The 16,612-nt window shown below is 62.0% G+C and carries 14 protein-coding genes; 6 read left to right on the top strand and 8 right to left on the bottom strand.

What is annotated here, in order from left to right; genetic code table 11:
• Positions 1 to 358 precede the first annotated feature (358 nt).
• The 6 genes from EX00_RS14000 (at position 359) to EX00_RS13975 (ending at position 7,050) form a co-directional block, all read left to right on the top strand.
• Positions 359 to 1,243 (top strand): AraC family transcriptional regulator, encoded by an 885-nt coding sequence (locus EX00_RS14000; protein WP_047458679.1) that lies wholly within the window; start codon positions 359 to 361, stop codon positions 1,241 to 1,243.
• 162 nt (positions 1,244 to 1,405) lie between these two features.
• Entirely contained in the window at positions 1,406 to 2,491 is a 1,086-nt protein-coding gene (locus EX00_RS13995; protein WP_047458677.1) for an ABC transporter substrate-binding protein, read from the top strand.
• A 91-nt stretch (positions 2,492 to 2,582) separates the two neighbouring features.
• A complete protein-coding gene (locus EX00_RS13990) occupies positions 2,583 to 3,404 on the top strand; it encodes an ATP-binding cassette domain-containing protein (RefSeq protein ID WP_047458675.1) in 822 nt (273 codons plus the stop codon).
• A complete protein-coding gene (locus tag EX00_RS13985) occupies positions 3,401 to 4,651 on the top strand; it encodes a sugar ABC transporter permease (RefSeq protein WP_047458673.1) in 1,251 nt (416 codons plus the stop codon). Before EX00_RS13990 ends, EX00_RS13985 begins: the two co-directional genes overlap by 4 nt.
• A 24-nt stretch (positions 4,652 to 4,675) precedes the next feature.
• Positions 4,676 to 5,404, top strand: a complete 729-nt coding sequence (locus EX00_RS13980; protein WP_047458671.1) for an SDR family oxidoreductase — start codon at positions 4,676 to 4,678, stop codon at positions 5,402 to 5,404.
• Positions 5,405 to 5,406: 2 nt separating this feature from the next.
• On the top strand, positions 5,407 to 7,050 hold the full coding sequence (locus EX00_RS13975) for an FGGY-family carbohydrate kinase (RefSeq protein ID WP_047458668.1): 1,644 nt from the start codon (positions 5,407 to 5,409) through the stop codon (positions 7,048 to 7,050).
• 15 nt (positions 7,051 to 7,065) lie between these two features.
• Here the strand turns inward: EX00_RS13975 and EX00_RS13970 are convergent, their stop codons facing one another.
• The 8 genes from EX00_RS13970 to EX00_RS13935 form a co-directional block, all read right to left on the bottom strand.
• Positions 7,066 to 8,388, bottom strand: coding sequence for an NAD(P)/FAD-dependent oxidoreductase (locus EX00_RS13970; RefSeq protein ID WP_155294066.1), 1,323 nt, complete (start codon positions 8,386 to 8,388; stop codon positions 7,066 to 7,068).
• A 14-nt stretch (positions 8,389 to 8,402) separates the two neighbouring features.
• The gene (locus EX00_RS13965) at positions 8,403 to 9,302 is read right to left on the bottom strand and encodes an ABC transporter permease (RefSeq protein WP_047458665.1); all 900 of its coding nucleotides are present in this window, start codon (positions 9,300 to 9,302) and stop codon (positions 8,403 to 8,405) included.
• 10 nt (positions 9,303 to 9,312) lie between these two features.
• The gene (locus EX00_RS13960; protein ID WP_047458663.1) at positions 9,313 to 10,263 is read right to left on the bottom strand and encodes an ABC transporter permease; all 951 of its coding nucleotides are present in this window, start codon (positions 10,261 to 10,263) and stop codon (positions 9,313 to 9,315) included.
• Positions 10,264 to 10,344: 81 nt separating this feature from the next.
• Complete coding sequence (locus EX00_RS13955; protein ID WP_047458659.1) at positions 10,345 to 12,018, bottom strand: peptide ABC transporter substrate-binding protein; 1,674 nt, start codon at positions 12,016 to 12,018, stop codon at positions 10,345 to 10,347.
• Positions 12,019 to 12,098: 80 nt separating this feature from the next.
• Positions 12,099 to 13,430: an NAD(P)/FAD-dependent oxidoreductase gene (locus tag EX00_RS13950; protein ID WP_047458656.1), complete on the bottom strand. Its 1,332-nt coding sequence runs from the start codon at positions 13,428 to 13,430 to the stop codon at positions 12,099 to 12,101.
• Between the two features lie 2 nt (positions 13,431 to 13,432).
• Positions 13,433 to 14,131: an SDR family NAD(P)-dependent oxidoreductase gene (locus tag EX00_RS13945; RefSeq protein WP_047458654.1), complete on the bottom strand. Its 699-nt coding sequence runs from the start codon at positions 14,129 to 14,131 to the stop codon at positions 13,433 to 13,435.
• A 24-nt stretch (positions 14,132 to 14,155) separates the two neighbouring features.
• Positions 14,156 to 14,641: a MarR family winged helix-turn-helix transcriptional regulator gene (locus EX00_RS13940; protein ID WP_047458651.1), complete on the bottom strand. Its 486-nt coding sequence runs from the start codon at positions 14,639 to 14,641 to the stop codon at positions 14,156 to 14,158.
• A gap of 269 nt (positions 14,642 to 14,910) precedes the next feature.
• A complete protein-coding gene (locus tag EX00_RS13935; RefSeq protein ID WP_047458649.1) occupies positions 14,911 to 16,554 on the bottom strand; it encodes an ABC transporter ATP-binding protein in 1,644 nt (547 codons plus the stop codon).
• Positions 16,555 to 16,612: the final 58 nt, after the last annotated feature.

The following is a 16,612-nucleotide window of genomic DNA, read 5'->3' as shown; positions in this document are numbered from 1 at the left end:
TTGCCCTTTCTATGCAGCGGATGCTGTCATCGGTAGCTACTGCTCCCAACGACAGCATCCCCCGCCCGTCGGCACCCCAACTTCGATGGGCGGGGTTTCCTTATCGGCTATCGTTTTTAGTGTGCCGTAAGCACCTGGCCTCACCGACTCCGGAACAATCACCACTGGCGTGAAACCCTCATTGATCCATGCCAATGCGCCATAAACCTTGCCAAATGTCAAAAAAGTATCAGTTCTAGGTGCAGGGCGTAGTAGCGATCTGTGACGTCCGCGCGTAACTTCTGGTTACTAGATCGAGCCGTATCTCTGGGAGGAGGTGCGACGAGACAATGATCGAAGGCGAAGGGAGGTGTGCAGGATGAACCCCGATTTGGAAGTGGTCGCCATCGGCAGCGGCGAATCCTTCAAGGCCTGGGAGCATGGCTATCCCTACCGCACGGTGCGCTGGCATTTTCATCCCGAATACGAGATCCATCATGTGGTTGCCACCACGGGGCAATATTTCGTCGGCGATTTCATCGGCGAATTCGAGCCCGGAAACCTGATCCTGACGGGACCGAACCTGCCGCACAATTGGGTTAGCGACGTGCCGCCCGGCACCCGCCTGCCGCTGCGTTGCCGCGTGTTGCAATTTTCCGAATTCTTCCTGGCGGACGCGACCAAGATCTTTCCGGAGCTGTCCGCCTGCGCTGGCATTCTGGAAATGAGCCGACGTGGCGCACTCTTCACACCCGAAACCGCTGCTATCGTCGGCCCGATCCTGGGCGATCTGGTCGAGGCGCAGGGTATCCGCCGCATCGAGCTCTTCATGAATGTGCTGAATGCGCTGAGTTCGGCGCAGGGCACCCGCACACTTGCGAGCGCGCTTTATCATCCCGATCCGTCCGGCTTCATGTCGGCGGGCGTCAACAAGGCGCTTTCCTATATCAACACACATCTGACCGAGCCGTTCAGCGAGAGCGATCTGGCCGAGCTTACCGGGCAAAGCCCGAGCTCGTTTTCCCGCAGCTTCCGCCGGCATACCGGCATGGCGCTGGTGCAATACGTCAACCGCCTGCGCGTGAATTTTGCCTGCCATTTGCTGATGAGCCAGTCCGACATGTCGATCACCGACATCTGCTTTGCGACCGGCTTCAACAATATCTCGAATTTCAATCGCCGCTTTCTGGAGCAGAAGGGCATGGCGCCCTCACGGTTCAGAGCATTGCTGGCGCAAAACATGGGAGCGGTGGAGGCCGCCTAAAAAGGGGAGGACAGGGAGGAGAAACCAACAATCCGGGCAGGATGAGACGGGCGACCAGCTAGGCGCTCGAAGGAGAAGTCTTGTCTGAAAATTAGCCCTCGAGCTCGATCGACGAACTTGGGGTTTCATCGAAAACTTTACCAGTAGGGACGGAGATATCTAATGACCAAATTCGCATGGAAACTAACAGGTGCAGCGGTGCTTGCCGCCGGCCTTCTGAGCGGTGCATCCGCCTTCGCGCAAACCGCAAAAGTGACGGACGCGACCGTTGCTTTCCTGATGCCCGACCAGGGCTCTACCCGTTACGAAGAGCATGATTATCCGGGCTTTCAGGCGGAGATGAAGAAACTCTGCGCCAGCTGCAAGGTGATCTACCAAAACGCCAACGGCGATGCCTCGCGCCAGCAGCAACAGTTCAACTCGGTGATCTCGCAAGGCGCCAAGGCGATCGTACTCGACCCGGTCGATTCCACGGCCGCGGCATCGCTCGTCAAGCTCGCGCAGAGCCAGGGCGTCAAGGTCATCGCTTACGACCGGCCGATCCCCTCGGTCCCCGCCGATTACTATGTGTCCTTTAACAACGAGGAAATCGGCAAGTCGATCGCCAAGTCGCTCGTCGATCATTTGAAATCGAAGGGCGTGAAGGCGGGTGAAGGCGGCCTTCTGGAGATCAACGGCTCTCCGACCGATGCCGCCGCGGGTCTCATCAAGAAGGGTGTCCATGCCGGTCTCGCCGATAGCGGCTATCCGGTGCTTGCCGAATTCGACACGCCGGATTGGGCGCCGCCGAAGGCACAGCAATGGGCAAGTGGTCAGATCACCCGCTTCGGCAAGAAGATCCTCGGCGTCGTCGCGGCCAATGACGGCACGGGTGGCGCTGCCGTCGCAGCCTTCAAGGCCGCCGGCGTTGACCCGGTTCCGCCGGTAACCGGCAATGACGCGACGATCGCCGGCCTGCAGTTGATCATTGCGGGCGATCAATACAACACGATCTCCAAGCCCAGTGAAATCGTGGCTGCTGCTGCGGCCAATGTCGCGATCCAGCTGCTGTCGGGTGAAACGCCGAAGGCCGACACCAAGCTCTTCGACACGCCGACGCAGCTCTTCACTCCGGCGCTGGTAACCGCTGAAAACCTGAAGGCGGAGATCATCGACAAGCAGGTCAACGGCAAGCCGATCCAGACGCCGGAGCAACTGTGCGGCGATCGTTACGCAGAAGGCTGCAAGACGCTCGGGATCATCAAGTAACACCCTCCCAAGCCAAAACCCCGGCCGCCCAGCGCGGCGGCCGGGGAACCGCTCACGGAAGCAGGCCCAATCAAGGAAAGGCTCGCGACACATGACTGGCGCTAGCGATCAGATAACCCCGACCGGCGAGCTCATTCTCAGCCTCAAGGGCATCTCCAAACATTTCGGCGCGGTTTCCGCGCTCACCGACATCGATCTCGACGTCCATGCGGGCGAAGTCGTCGCCCTGGTCGGCGACAACGGCGCCGGCAAGTCGACGCTCGTCAAGGTTCTGGCCGGCGTGCACCAGCCGAGCGCGGGCACGATCACCTTCGGCGGCAAGACGGTCACGCTCGACGATCCGAGCGCAGCCCTCTCCCTCGGGATTGCCACCGTGTTTCAGGATCTGGCGCTCTGCGAGAACCTCGATGTCGTTGCCAATATCTTTCTCGGTCGCGAGCTTGCGCCGTTGAAGCTCGACGAAACGGCGATGGAGGTGCGCGCCTGGACGCTGCTGAACGAGCTTTCGGCCCGCATTCCAAGCGTGCGCATCCCGATCGCCTCGCTTTCGGGCGGACAGCGCCAGACGGTAGCGATCGCGCGCTCGCTGCTTCTGGAGCCGAAGATCATCCTGCTCGACGAGCCGACGGCAGCACTCGGCGTCGCCCAGACGGCGGAGGTACTGAATCTGATCGAGCGCGTGCGCGATCGCGGCCTCGGCGTCGTGATGATCAGTCACAACATGGAGGATGTCCGAGCGGTTGCCGATCGCATCGTCGTGCTCCGGCTCGGGCGCAACAACGGCGTTTTCTACCCCGACACGTCGAACCAGGAACTCGTCAGCGCCATTACAGGCGCGACGGAGAATGCCGTTTCGCGCCGCGCCAACCGCCGCCAGGCGCAGCAGGATATCAGCCAGGAGGGTCAGATATGACCGGCAATGCAAAAGAAGCCACGACGCTGCTCGACCGCAGCGATATCCGTGTCAATCACGATGCCGGGCTGGCGGCAACGATCCGTTCGTCGATCGACAAGGTGCGCTCCGGCGATCTCGGATCGCTGCCGGTCGTCGTCGGTCTCGTCATCATCTGGACCGTCTTCGGGACACTCAATCCGACGTTCCTGTCCAGCAGCAACCTCGCCAATCTGCTGTTCGACGCCTCGACCGTCGGCGTAATCTCGCTCGGCATCGTCTGTGTGCTGATGGTCGGCGAAATCGATCTTTCCGTCGGCTCGATCAGCGGCTTCGCCTCGGCCATGGTCGGCATGCTCTGGGTGAACGAGGGCTGGCCGGTGGCCGCCGCCATCCTCGCCGCCCTGATCGTTGGCGGCGTCATCGGGTCGCTCTACGCCTTGCTCTTCAACCGGTTGGGCATGCCGAGCTTCGTCTCGACGCTCGCGGGGTTGCTCGCTGTGCTCGGCATGCAGCTCTATCTGCTCGGCAATACCGGCTCCATCAACCTGCCCTACGGCTCGGCGGTTGTGAACTTCGGTCAGTTGCTGGTCATTCCGAAGCCGTTGGCTTACTTGCTTGCGCTGCTTCCGGGCATTGCGATGCTGTGGACGGGCTATCGTGTTGCGGAGCGCCGCCGCAATGCCAATCTGTCGGCCCGCTCCATCGGCGGCCTGGTGGCGCGATCGGTCGCGCTGACGGCGGCCCTCGAATTCGTCGCCTTCTACCTCAACCAGGAACGCGGCATCCCCTGGATGTTCGCATTCTTCGTCGCACTCGCCATGATCATGAACTACGCGTTGACCCGGACCCAATGGGGCCGGTCGATGGCGGCGGTCGGCGGTAATCGCGAGGCGGCGCGGCGCGCCGGCATCAATGTCCGGCGCATCTATACCAGCGCCTTCGTCCTCTGCGCGATGTTTGCAGCACTTGGGGGCGTGATGGCCGCCGCGCGCCTTGCCTCGGCCAGCCAGCAGGCAGGCACCGGCGACGTCAACCTGAATGCGATCGCGGCCGCTGTGATCGGCGGAACCAGCCTTTTCGGGGGACGCGGCAGTGCCTATTCCTCGCTGCTGGGCATCATCGTCATCCAGTCGATCGCCAGCGGGCTGACCATGTTGGATCTGTCATCCGCCCTTCGCTACATGATCACCGGCGCAGTCCTTGCCATCGCCGTCATCGTCGATTCCGTCGCTCGCCGCTCTCGCGCTTCGCATGGGCGAGCCTGATACATCAAGAAAAGTAGGACCATCATGAGACAGGATCTTTCCGGTAAAGTCGCGGCAATCACCGGCGCCGCCTCCGGCATCGGGCTCGAATGCGCCAAAGCATTGCTGAGCGAGGGCGCAAGCGTCGCCCTTGTCGACAGGGCCGAGGACAGGCTGAAGGAACTTTGCGCCGAATTGGGCCCTCGCGCCTTTCCCGTCGTCATCGATCTCACCGATCCGGATAGCGTCGCGATGATGCTGCCGCGGGTCCTCGACAAGTTCGGCAAGCTCGACATCTTCCATGCCAATGCCGGCTCCTATATCGGCGGCGAGGTTGTGGAGGGCGATCCCGATGCCTGGGACCGGATGCTCAACCTCAACATCAATGCCGCCTTCCGCTCGGTGCAAGCCGTGCTGCCGCATATGGTCGAGCGAAAGACCGGGGATATCATCATGACGAGTTCCATCGCCGGGCTGGTTCCGGTGGTGTGGGAGCCGATCTACACCGCCTCGAAGCATGCGGTGCAGGCGTTCACCCATACGGTGCGACGTCAGGTCGCTAAGCACGGAATTCGTGTCGGCGCAGTAGCGCCCGGACCGGTGGTTACCGCACTCATCAGCGATTGGCCGCAGGCTAAGCTTGACGAAGCCATCGCGGCTGGTGGATTGATGGAGGCAACCGAGGTCGCCGAAGCGGTGATCTTCATGCTGTCGAGGCCGCGTAATATCGTCATCCGCGACCTCGTCATCCTGCCGCTCAGCACGGACCTTTGACAATGACATCGTATTTTATCGGCATCGACGTGGGCACCGGCAGCGCCAGGGCAGGGGTCTTCGATGGCAGCGGTAAGCTGTTCGGCTCCGCGAAACGGCAAATCACCATCTGGCACGAGGCCGGCCATATCGTCGAGCAATCGAGCGAGCAGATATGGCAAGCCATCTGCGGCAGCGTTCGCGATGCCGTCGCTGAAGCTGGGATCGCGGCCTCCGACATAACAGGCATCGGCTTCGATGCGACATGCTCGCTGGTTGCCGTCAAGGCCGACGGATCGCCGGTCGCGGTCGGCCCTTCGGGCGATCCCGCCCGCAACATCATCGTCTGGATGGATCACCGCGCCGCCGGCGAAGCGGCTGAGATCAATGCCGGCGATCACGAGGTACTGCGCTATGTCGGCGGGCGTATCTCGCCGGAGATGGAGACGCCGAAGCTCCTGTGGCTGAAGCGGAACCTGCCGCAATCCTTCGCGGCTGCCGATCATTTCTTCGATCTTGCCGACTATCTGACATGGCGCTCCACGGGCTCTCTCAGCCGTTCGGTCTGCACCGTCACCTGCAAATGGACCTATCTCGCCCACGAGAAGCGCTGGGATGCGGCCTATTTCCGGGATATCGGCCTTTCTGAGCTTGCCGATGAAGGCTTCTCAAGGATCGGCACAGACATTGTTGATCCGGGCTCGGCCCTTGGTGGCGGGCTCATCGAAAGTGCCGCCCATGATCTCGGCCTTTTGGCCGGCACGCCGGTTGCCGCTTCGTTGATCGATGCCCATGCCGGCGGGATCGGCACACTCGGCGCGCAGGGGGCAGACGGTAAGGTTAATCTCGAAAGCCGTCTCGCCTATATCTTTGGAACGTCTGCCTGCTCGATGGCTTCGAACCAGTCCCCGATCTTCGTCGATGGCGTCTGGGGACCTTATTATTCGGCCATGGTGCCGGGGCTGTGGCTCACCGAAGGAGGCCAATCGGCGGCAGGTGCCGCCATCGACCATCTCGTCACCATGCACCCGGCTTCCGCCGAGGCGCAGTCCAAGGCGGAGGCCGCCGGCCTGTCGCTGGTCGCCTGGCTCGATCGTCGGGCAAGCGAAGCCTGCCCTGATCCGAAAGAGGCGGCGACGCTTGCGAAATCGATCCATGTCGTGCCGGAGTTTCTGGGCAACCGGTCTCCCCACGCCGATCCCGATGCCCGTGCCGTCATCGCAGGACTTGGCCTGGAGAATAATGTTTCGGATCTCGTTTCGCTCTATATCGCCGGTCTTTGCGGCATCGGTTATGGCCTGAAGCAGCTTATCGAAACGCTCGCCGTCAACGGCATCCGCATCGACACTATCGTCGCCAGCGGCGGGGCGGCGCAAAGCAATCTGGTGCGCCAGCTTCTTGCCGATACGACGCATATACCCGTTGCGGTGACCGATACGGACGAGCCGGTGCTTCTCGGCGCGGCCATGCTGGGCGCTCTTGCGTCCGGGCGCTACCAGTCGCTGGATACTGCCATGCAAGGGATGTCGCGATTCTCGCAGGTTTTCGAGCCCGTCGGAAGTGCGACGGCTTCTCTTCATGAAAAGCGCTATGAGGCGTTCGAACGATTGCAGCGCGCCGAGAGAGAGGTGCGGGCGCTCTTTGCCGGTGCCGCATCCGCTGGATGACGCGGATCTGCCGGGTCAGGCATGCGGCGGCAATGCCGCCCCGGCGAGCTTCGTTCTGACCCAGTCGGCAACGCGATAATAGCGTAGCGTCATCTGCGGCGCGAAACCCATATAGAAAGGGGCGGCCGAGAGCGGCTCGACTTTCAGCGCGAGATCCTTGTCGGGGACGCCCTTGGCCCACTCGGCAAGAATGCCGCCGAGCATGCTGCCTGTCGGGACGCCGCGGCCGGAAAGCCCAGTCAAGGCGACAACGCCCGGCGCCAGATCGTAAAGTCGCGGCACCGTCCTGTACTGGATGTCCAACTCGCCGTACCAGAGATAGTCCCAACGGATATCCCGCTTGATCTGCGGATGCAGCCATCGCAGCCGGTCCGACATCACCTGATGGGTATAGGCGAGATCGCGTCCGCGTCGGCCCATCGGGAACATCGAGGCGACGATCCGGCCTTCGGCATTGTATTTGTAGACGTAGATATCGCCGCGACCGTCATGGATCGTGGTGTTTCGCGGCAGAACGCTTTGCCGCTCGTCCTCGGAAAGCGGCTGGGTCGCCGCGACGAAGACCCGCTGGATCTTGAAAGTGCGATCGAGCTTGGGCCAGCCACCGACCGTATAGGCGCCGGTAGCGAAGATGACCTTGTCCGCAAGCACGGAGCCTTTTTCGGTTTTCACCGCCCAGCCAGCACCTTCGCGTTCGCAACCGGTGACCGGCGAGCGCGTGTAGATGTGGCCGCCTTCCTGAATGACGGCGCGCGCCAGTCCGCGCGCGTAACCGAGCGGATTGAGGTGGCCGCCCTCTTCGTGCAGCCAACCGCCGTAGAAACGAGGGCTGCCGGTGATCGCCTCGGTCTCGGCCCTGTCGATAACCCGGGTGCGGGCGCCGACGGCGTTGTAGTCACGGGCTTTCGTTTCGAGCGTTTTGACAGCCTTGGGCGTATGGGCGCCCATGACGTAGCCGTTCTGCTGCCACTCGCATTCGATCTGGTAGTGCCGGATCATGTCGGAGACCTGATCGTTGGCCCTGGTCTGGCGGGCGATCAGCCGCTCGGCCCAAGGTTCGCCCAGCATGCGGCGAAGCTCCGGCAGGCTGTAATGCGTGAAGGTCGGCGTGCAGTGGCCGGCATTGCGACCCGAACCGCCAAAACCGATCTCTTGCGCTTCGAGCAGCACGACGCGCACGCCGTCCTTGGCCAAGGCGAGCGCTGTGGTGAGGCCGGTATAGCCGCCGCCCACCACACAGACATCGGCCTCCACGCGGCCTTCGAGTGGTGTCGTTACCGGAGCTGCGATCGCGGTCGCATACCAGAGCGACGTTGCGAAGGGAGAAAAGACCGTCACCGCTATCGCCTTTCTCAGTTGAGGTCGCTGCGCGCGTCGAGCGCGTCGCGCAGGCCGTCGCCGATGAAGTTGAAGCTGGTGACCGCAAGCGTGATGGCGACGCCGGGGACGATGGCGAGCCAGGGTGCGCTGGCCAGATATTGCTGTGCGCCGTTCAGCATGTTGCCCCAGCTCGGCAGCGGCGGCTGGATGCCGTAGCCGAGGAAGCTGACATAGGCTTCGAGCAGGATGGCGCGCGCGACCGTCAGCGTGGCGGCGACGATGATCGGGCCGCTGGCGTTCGGCAAGAGCTCGCGGAACATGATCCATCTGTTGGTGAGGCCGAGCATGCGTGCGGCGAGTACGAAATCGCGTTCCCGCAGCGAGCGCACTTCCGCCTCGACGATGCGCGCGGTTTCCATCCAGCTCGTTACCGCGATGATGACGGTGATCATGAAGGGGCTCGGCTTGATGAAGGCGGCGAGCGCCAAGAGCAGGAAGATGCCGGGGAACGACAGGAAGGCATCGACGAAGCGCATCAGGAACATGCCGACGCGCCCGCCATAATAGCCGGCGACGACGCCGATCGTGGTGCCGATCAGGGTGCTGAGCACCATGGCGAAGAAGCCGACTAGAAGCGAGATGCGACCCGCCATGAAAAGGCGCACCGCAACATCACGACCAAGCGGGTCTGTCCCGAAAATATGGTAGCCGGCCGTGAAGGGCGGCGCGAAACGGGCGCGTAGATCGATGAAGAGCTCGTCATAGGGAAGCAGTGACGGCCCGATCAGGCAGGCTAGGATGATGGCCGTGATCATGGCGACGCCGAGAAGCGCGAGCCTGTGGCGGACAAAGCGGCGCAGCGTGCGGTTCTGCCACCAGCGGCTATGCGCGAAGACGGGCGGAGAGAGAGTTGCGGGGGACGAGGAAGACATGGCGTTTCTCCTAACCGAGCCGGACGCGCGGATCGACGAAGGCGACCAGCAGATCCGCGAGCAGATTGCCGATCAGCGCGAAGATCGCCGAGAACATCAAAAGGCCCATGACGACGGGGTAGTCGCTGTAGCCGAGGCTATCGAGAAAGAGCCGCCCCATTCCCGGCCAGGTGAAGACCGTTTCGGCGACCAGCGCGCCACCGAGGATCGTCGGCAATTGCACGCCGGCAAGGGTGATCATCGGCAGTAGCGCGTTGCCGACGACATGCCTCATCAGGACGCGCCGGGGGGACAAGCCCTTGGCCTTGGCGGTACGCACGAAATCCTGATTGATCACATCGAGCGTGGCGGTGCGCATATAGCGGCTCCATACGGCGATGTTGACGAGGGCAAGCACCAGGCTCGGCATGATCAGATGGATCGCGTAGTCACTGAACGAGCCGTTGCCGACCGTGTACATATTGCCGGCCGGCAACCACTTCAGTTTCAGCGAGAAAATATAGATGGCGATAAGGCCGAACCAGAAGGTCGGGATCGACAGCGCCACCATAGCGCCGATGGTGGCGCTGTAGTCGAAGATCGAATAGCGCTTGGTTGCACCCCTGATGCCGATCCAGGTGCCGACCGCGATCGCGATCACCATCGATGTGCCCATCAGGAGCAGCGTGGCGAAGAGGTGGCCGAGAATGATCGACAGCACCGGTTGGTTGTCGCGATAGGAGTGGCCCCAGTCGCCCATCAGCATGTGCCGCAGCCAGTCGAGATACTGGATAGGCAGCGGCCGGTCGAGGCCCATCTGCGCGGCGATCCGGTCGAGCGCCTCCTTGGTCATGCCTGGTGTCAGCGTAAATTGCGACAGCGGGCCGCCGGGTGCGAGGGTGAGAACGGCAAAGCCGATCATCGATACGAGCAGCAGTAGTATCAAGCTCTGCCACAGGCGACTGAGGAGATAGCGCAGCATGGCTTTCGTCTCCGATGGTTGCGAGATGGGAAGCAGCCAGCCCTCCGGCACTTTATGGGTCGGAGGGCTGAAACCGAACGATCAGGCCTTGGCCCAGTACCAGGTGGCGACGTTCCATGTGTCGATACGCACGTTGATATTGGGGGTGACGTTCTCGACCCCGACCTTGTGGCCGCGCACGGTCGCATACTGGAACAGCGGCAGGAAGGGCAGGTCGTGGCGCATGACCTCCTGAATCTTCTGGTAGACCTTCTTGCGCTCCTCCGGCACGAAGATCTGGCCGCCTTCAGCCAGGAGTTTGTCGACCTCCGGATTGGCATATTGCCAGGAGTTCTGACCGGCGCCGCCCTTGGCAGTGATGGCGGTGGAGCGGAAGTAATCCGATGTGTCGGGGTCGGAACCGGTCTGGAAGTTGATGCCGACGACCACGGAATCGAACTTCGACATTGTCCAATAGTCGCCCCACATCACGGCCGGCGGCAGGTTGGAGATGGTAAGCTCCACGCCGATATCCTTGAAGGTCTGCTGCATGAACTGCTGCACTTGCTCGCGGATATGGTTGCCAGCGGTGGTGGAGTTGGTGAAGGCAAGCCGGACACCATCCTTCTCGCGAATGCCGTCGGCTCCAGGCTTCCAGCCGGCGTCGTCGAGGATCTTCTTGGCCTTGTCGGTGCTGAATTCCTGCTTCGGCAGGTCCGGATTGTAATAGAAGGATTGCTGCGGCATGTAGCTCTCGGTCGGCGTCGGCAAGCCGTAGTAGAGCGCGTCGATGATCGTCTGCTTGTCGATCGCGTGATAGAGCGCCTCGCGTACCGCCGGGTCCTTGAACTGCGGCCGTTCCATGTTGAAGCCGATGGATTCGACGGTGGCGGCCGGAACGACGGCGACGGCCTTGCCATCCAGCGCCTTGGCTTCCTCATAGTGGTCCGGCGTGATCCATTGCAGGCCGACGACGTCGATATCACCGGTCTTGAACTGCGTATAAAGCACCGTCAGGTCGGGAACATATTTGTAGACCAGGGTTTCGAGATAGGGGCCGTCGCCGAAATAGTCGGTATTGGCCGCAAGCGTGATGTGATCGCCGGGGATACGCTCGACCCATTTGAATGGGCCGGTGCCGACTGGTGCGTTGTTGAAGGGTGCGGTGTTCTTGTCCTTCTCCGCGCCGAGGATGTGCTTCGGCACGATGAAGGTCATGGCGAGGATAGACGGGTAGGGCGCAAACGGCTTTTCCATCCGCCAGGTGATTTCCGTCGGAGAGACCACGGTGAGATCACGCACCAGTTCGTGGCCGGTCTTGCGCCAGCTGCGGAAATTTGGATCGACCATGAGTTCGAGGGTGAACTTGACGTCTTCGGCGGTAAACGGCGTGCCGTCATGCCACTTCACGCCGTCCCGCAGCTTGATCTTCCAGTTGAGGCCATCGGCCGAGATGCCGCCGTTTTCGACGGTCGGGACTTCGGTTGCAAGAGAAGGCGAGAACTTGCCCTCCGGGGTGACGGTGAAGAGCGGATCGAAGACGCTGAAATGGATGCCTTCATCGACTTCGATGTGGATCAGATGCGGGTTGAAGACGGTTGGCTCCTGCGAAAAACCGATGACGAGCTGGCCGGCCGGCTTGGTGGGTGGTGCCGCGAAAGCATCGCTGCGACCGAGAATATTGGGCATGATCAGCCCGGAGGCGCCGAGCGCCATCATGGTCAGCGCCTGACGGCGAGTGGGTTTCAGCACGATAGTGTCGTTTGCATCGGACATGTTGGTTCCCCTTTTTTGTTGGTAGGACGTTGGCTGTTCTTCTCTCTTATTATTTTTGCTGTCTTCTCTTGGCGGGCAGGTCAGAAACCGCTGATCAGTTCGATCTTCGAACCGTCGTGGAAGCGGGAGAAACGGAAGTTCTTGCGATCGACAATCGGCGGCTTGCCAGTGACGATATCGGCCATCAGCCGCCCGGCCGCCGGGCCGATGCCGAAGCCGTGGCCGGAAAAACCGGTGGCGATGTGGAAACCCGGAATGCTGTCGATCGCGTCGATCACCGGCACGGCATCCGGCGTGACGTCGATATAGCCTGCCCAGCGCTGGGCGATCTCGGCCTTCTCGAACACCGGGAAGGCTTTCTTGAGGTTGGCGAGCGCCATGTTCGAAAGCTTGGTCGACGGTTTCGGATCGAGAACGCGGCAATATTCGAAGGGGCTGGCCTCGTCCATTGCCCAGCGGTCGGGAATGCGGGCCTCGTCAAGAAAGCGGCCGGAGAGGCGGAAGTTCAGCGAGCGCCATTCCTTGGACAGCGCCGGAAAGAACTTGCCGGCATAGCGGAAGGATTTCGGCACGATATCGACGATGTTCTCGTGACCGGAGGCAATGGTGTAGCCGCCGTCCTGGCGCTTGCGCAGGGCAAAACCGTTGGCCCAGATCGCCTGCTCGGGACCGCCTTCCAGCGGCTTGGTGCGTAGCACGGAGTTCATCACCTTCAATTGCGGCAGATCGAGCCCGAACATGCCGGCAAACAGGCTCGACCAGGCGCCGCCGGCGAGAACGACGGCCTTGCAGGCAATCGGGCCGCGCTCGGTGATTACGCCGGAGATCCGGCCGGCCGCCGTCTCGATACCGCGCACGGCGCATTCGGTGAGGATGGAGGCGCCCTTGTCGCGGGCGGCTTCGGCAATCGCCGGTGCTGCACGCTGCGGCTCGGCGCGGCCGTCGGCGGCGGTGTAGAGCGCGCCCTTGATGTCCATCTGCGAACCGGGAGCAAGGTTCCTGAATTCAGCGCCGCTGACCATGCGGCTTTCGAGCTGATAGCCTTCGAGATTGTGGTTCCAGCGCTCGTGGTCGGCATATTCCTTGTCGTTGGCGCAGGTGAAGATGATGCCGGCGCGCTTGTATCCGGTGTCGCGGCCGATGCGGGTGTCGAGCGTGCTCCAGATTCGCAGGGCTTCCGCCATCAGCGGCACTTCGCGCGGATCGCGTCGTGATATGCGGACCCAACCCCAGTTGCGGCTCGATTGTTCCTGGCCGATACCGCCCTTCTCGCACAGTGCGACGCGCAGGCCTTGCTCGGCCAGTTCCAGGGCGGTCGACGTGCCGATGATGCCGCCACCGATGACGACGACGTCGACTTCCTTAGGCAGTTCAGCGTCCCCGTGAACGGGGACCACATAGGGGCCGGGCATGGTTAGAAAGACTCCTCTAGCTGGCAGTTGATAGAAAATTCCGCGACGCTCGCCTCGTTCGGCAGGTCGATCAGCATGGCAATGACGCGGGCAAGATCGCGCGGATCGGTCATCTCGCTATCGGCCTTGCTTGTCAGGGCGCGCGCCATATCGGTTGCCACGAAACCGGGGCAGACAGCGGTGGCGCGGATGCCGAGATCAAAGCCGGTATGGCGTATGGCATGGGCGAGCGCGACGGCCGCGAATTTGGAGACGGCATAGAGCCCGGAATTCGCGGATTTCACCCGTTTTCCCGAGAGCGAGGCGACGATGATCACCCGGCCGCGACCGCTTGAGGCAAGCGCGCTCCACGCGGACTTTGCCAGCCGTCGCGGCGCCTTGACGTTCACCTCGAGCAGATCGTCAAAATCCGCGTCGTTGGCCTCGATCACGGTCTTGGCGACGATGATGCCGGCATTGGCGACGACGGCGTCGATCCGGCCGAAGGCGCTGAGCGTCTCTTCGGTCCATGATGACGATGCATCGGGATCGACGGCATCATAGGCAAAGACGCGAACACGGGCGGGATCGGCCCAGGCGGGCATCACCGGCTGGCGCATGCCAAGCGACAGCCGCCAGCTCTTGGCGGCAAGCTCCTCGGCGAGTGCCGCGCCAATCCCCCGGCTGGCTCCCGATATCATTGCGACCCGTTCTTCATTCATGCCCGTTCTCCATGGCCAGGTCATTCACGACTGTGCGGCGACGCGCCGATAGGTGCGGCGTAGGATGTCGATGAGGAGCTTGTGTTCCTCGTCGCTGATGTCGGAAAAAAACTCGCGCGATTGCCGGGTGACGATGCCGCGCACGCGCTCGGCCAGTTCGCGTCCTTTTTCGGTGATGTAGAGTTCTTGTGCGCGACTGTCGTCTGCCGACGTCTCGCGGAACAGCAGCCCGTGCTCCTCCATCTGGTCGACCAGCCGGCCCGTCGCCGAGCGGTCTTTCAAGATGAGCTTGGCGATGGTGGAGGGCCGAATGCCGGGATTGCCGTCGACGAGAAAAAGGGTGGTGATCTTGCCGGTTCCGCGCGCAACATCCAGGCCTTCGAGCTTCTCATCCAGATCGCGCGAAACGGCCAGGTTGATGCTGCGGATGTAGAAGCTCAGCGTATCCTCAAGGACATCGATATCGATGTCCTTTACAGAAGTCGGCGGACTCTTGGTCGGCGGCAGCATTGCTCGGAACCTTCGAAAGGCAACAAAATAGCGTTCCCGCAGGCCCAGTAGGCAGCAGGTTCATTATTGTCGGCGGCGGATCGTCGCTGGAACTAATGATCGTATGAAAGGACGGATAGTGGACGAATGCAACTATTTTCTTTCGTCAGGCGATAAGTTTTTGAGCAGAAAGAAAAGATGCCTATTTCTGAGACAAGCAGACCTCTCGACGCGGGCATCGACGACAGTAAATGTGCATCATCCGCATGGCCGGTGAGGGAGTTTACGGGTCAGCCCGTCGCCTCCCAGTCGCTGCCGGGAATGGCGGCGAGCAGGCGTTGCGTATAGGCGTGCTCCGGCGCACGGAAGATTTGCGACGGTGGCCCGCATTCGACGATCTCGCCCTTGTACATGACGGCGACCTCGTCGCAGATCTGGCTTGCGACGCGCAGGTCGTGTGTGATGAAGATCATCGCCACCTTGGTATCTTGCTGGATCTCCGCGAGGAGCTTGAGGATCTGAGCCTGGATCGAAACGTCGAGGGCGGACACAGCCTCGTCCGCCACCAGTAGCACGGGGTCGAGCATCAAGGCCCGGGCAATGCCGATGCGCTGGCGCTGGCCTCCCGAAAACTCATGCGGGAAGCGGTCGAAGGCGCCTTCATCGAGGCCGACGCGTTTCAGAAGCCGCAGCGCCTTGGCCTTTGCCTCATGTATTGGCAAACCATGGGCGATCGGCCCGACGGTCAGGATCCGGCCGATCGTGTGGCGCGGATTGAGCGAGGCGAACGGATCCTGGAAGATCATCTGGATATAGGGGCGCAGCGGCCGGAACTGTTCGTCCGTCAGTGCTGCGATATCGCGGCCGTCGAACAGGATCCTGCCGCTGTCGGATTTCAGAAGTTTCAGCAGTACCCGGCCGAGGGACGATTTGCCGGAACCGGATTCGCCGACGACGCCCAGCGTGCGCCCCTTGCGGATCGAGAAACTGACGTCGCTCACCGCCTGAACTGTCCGCGCCTTGGACAGGAAGCCGCCGCCGGAACGATAGGTCTTATTGAGCTTCTCCACTTCCAGCACGACAGGTGTATCGGCCATGGCATCGCGATCCCTCGTTGTCATCCGCGGCACCGCCGCAATCAGGCGCTGCGTATAGGGATGCACGGGCGCGTTCAGCACCTGGTCGGCCGTTCCCTGCTCGACGAGATGGCCCTTCTCCATGACGATCACTCGGTCGGCAATCTCCGCCACCACCCCGAAATCATGGGTGATGAACATGACGCTCATCTTCTTGCGCCTCTGGATCTTGCGGATCAGTTCCAGGATCTGGGCCTGCGTGGTGACGTCCAGGGCAGTGGTCGGCTCGTCGGCGATCAGTATGTCAGGATCAAGCGCCAGGGCCATGGCGATCATCACGCGCTGCCGCTGTCCGCCGGACAGCCGAAAGGGATATTGGTGCTGCAGGAGCTCGGGATCGGGCAGGCCGACTTCGTTGAGCAGTTCCTTCACCTTCTGCCGCCGGCTCTCCGGTGTGCCGACTTTATGGGCATCCAGCACCTCGATAATCTGGTCGCCGATCGTCATCAGCGGGTTGAGCGCCGACAGCGGGTCCTGAAAGATGATCGAGACGGCGCGGCCCCTCAGACCTCTAAGCGTCACGTCGTCCGCGCTTACCAGGTCGACGCCTCTGAACCAGATCGAGCCTGCCGTCACCTGGATAATCGACGGCAGCAAGCCCATGACCGCACTGGCGGTCACCGATTTGCCCGAGCCGGATTCCCCGATGATGCAAAGGATCTCGCCATCCATCAGATCGAAGGAGACATCATTCACCGCATGCGCGCGCTCCATGGCTTTCGGCAGGCTGATCGTCAGGTTCTTGACCGAGAGAACGGCCTCGATCTTTGAGGGTGGAGCGGCATCGATCTGCGTCATGGGGAGCCTTCCTTTGCATGGAATGTCTGCCTGCGCTCCCGACCGGCCTGGGCGGCCG

The organism is Martinezella rhizogenes (assembly GCF_000799715.1).
In the GTDB taxonomy this organism is placed as follows: Bacteria; Pseudomonadota; Alphaproteobacteria; order Rhizobiales; family Rhizobiaceae; genus Rhizobium; species Rhizobium rhizogenes_C.
Note: the sequence above shows the minus strand (reverse complement) of the source record. Positions and strands in the feature narration are given on the sequence as shown.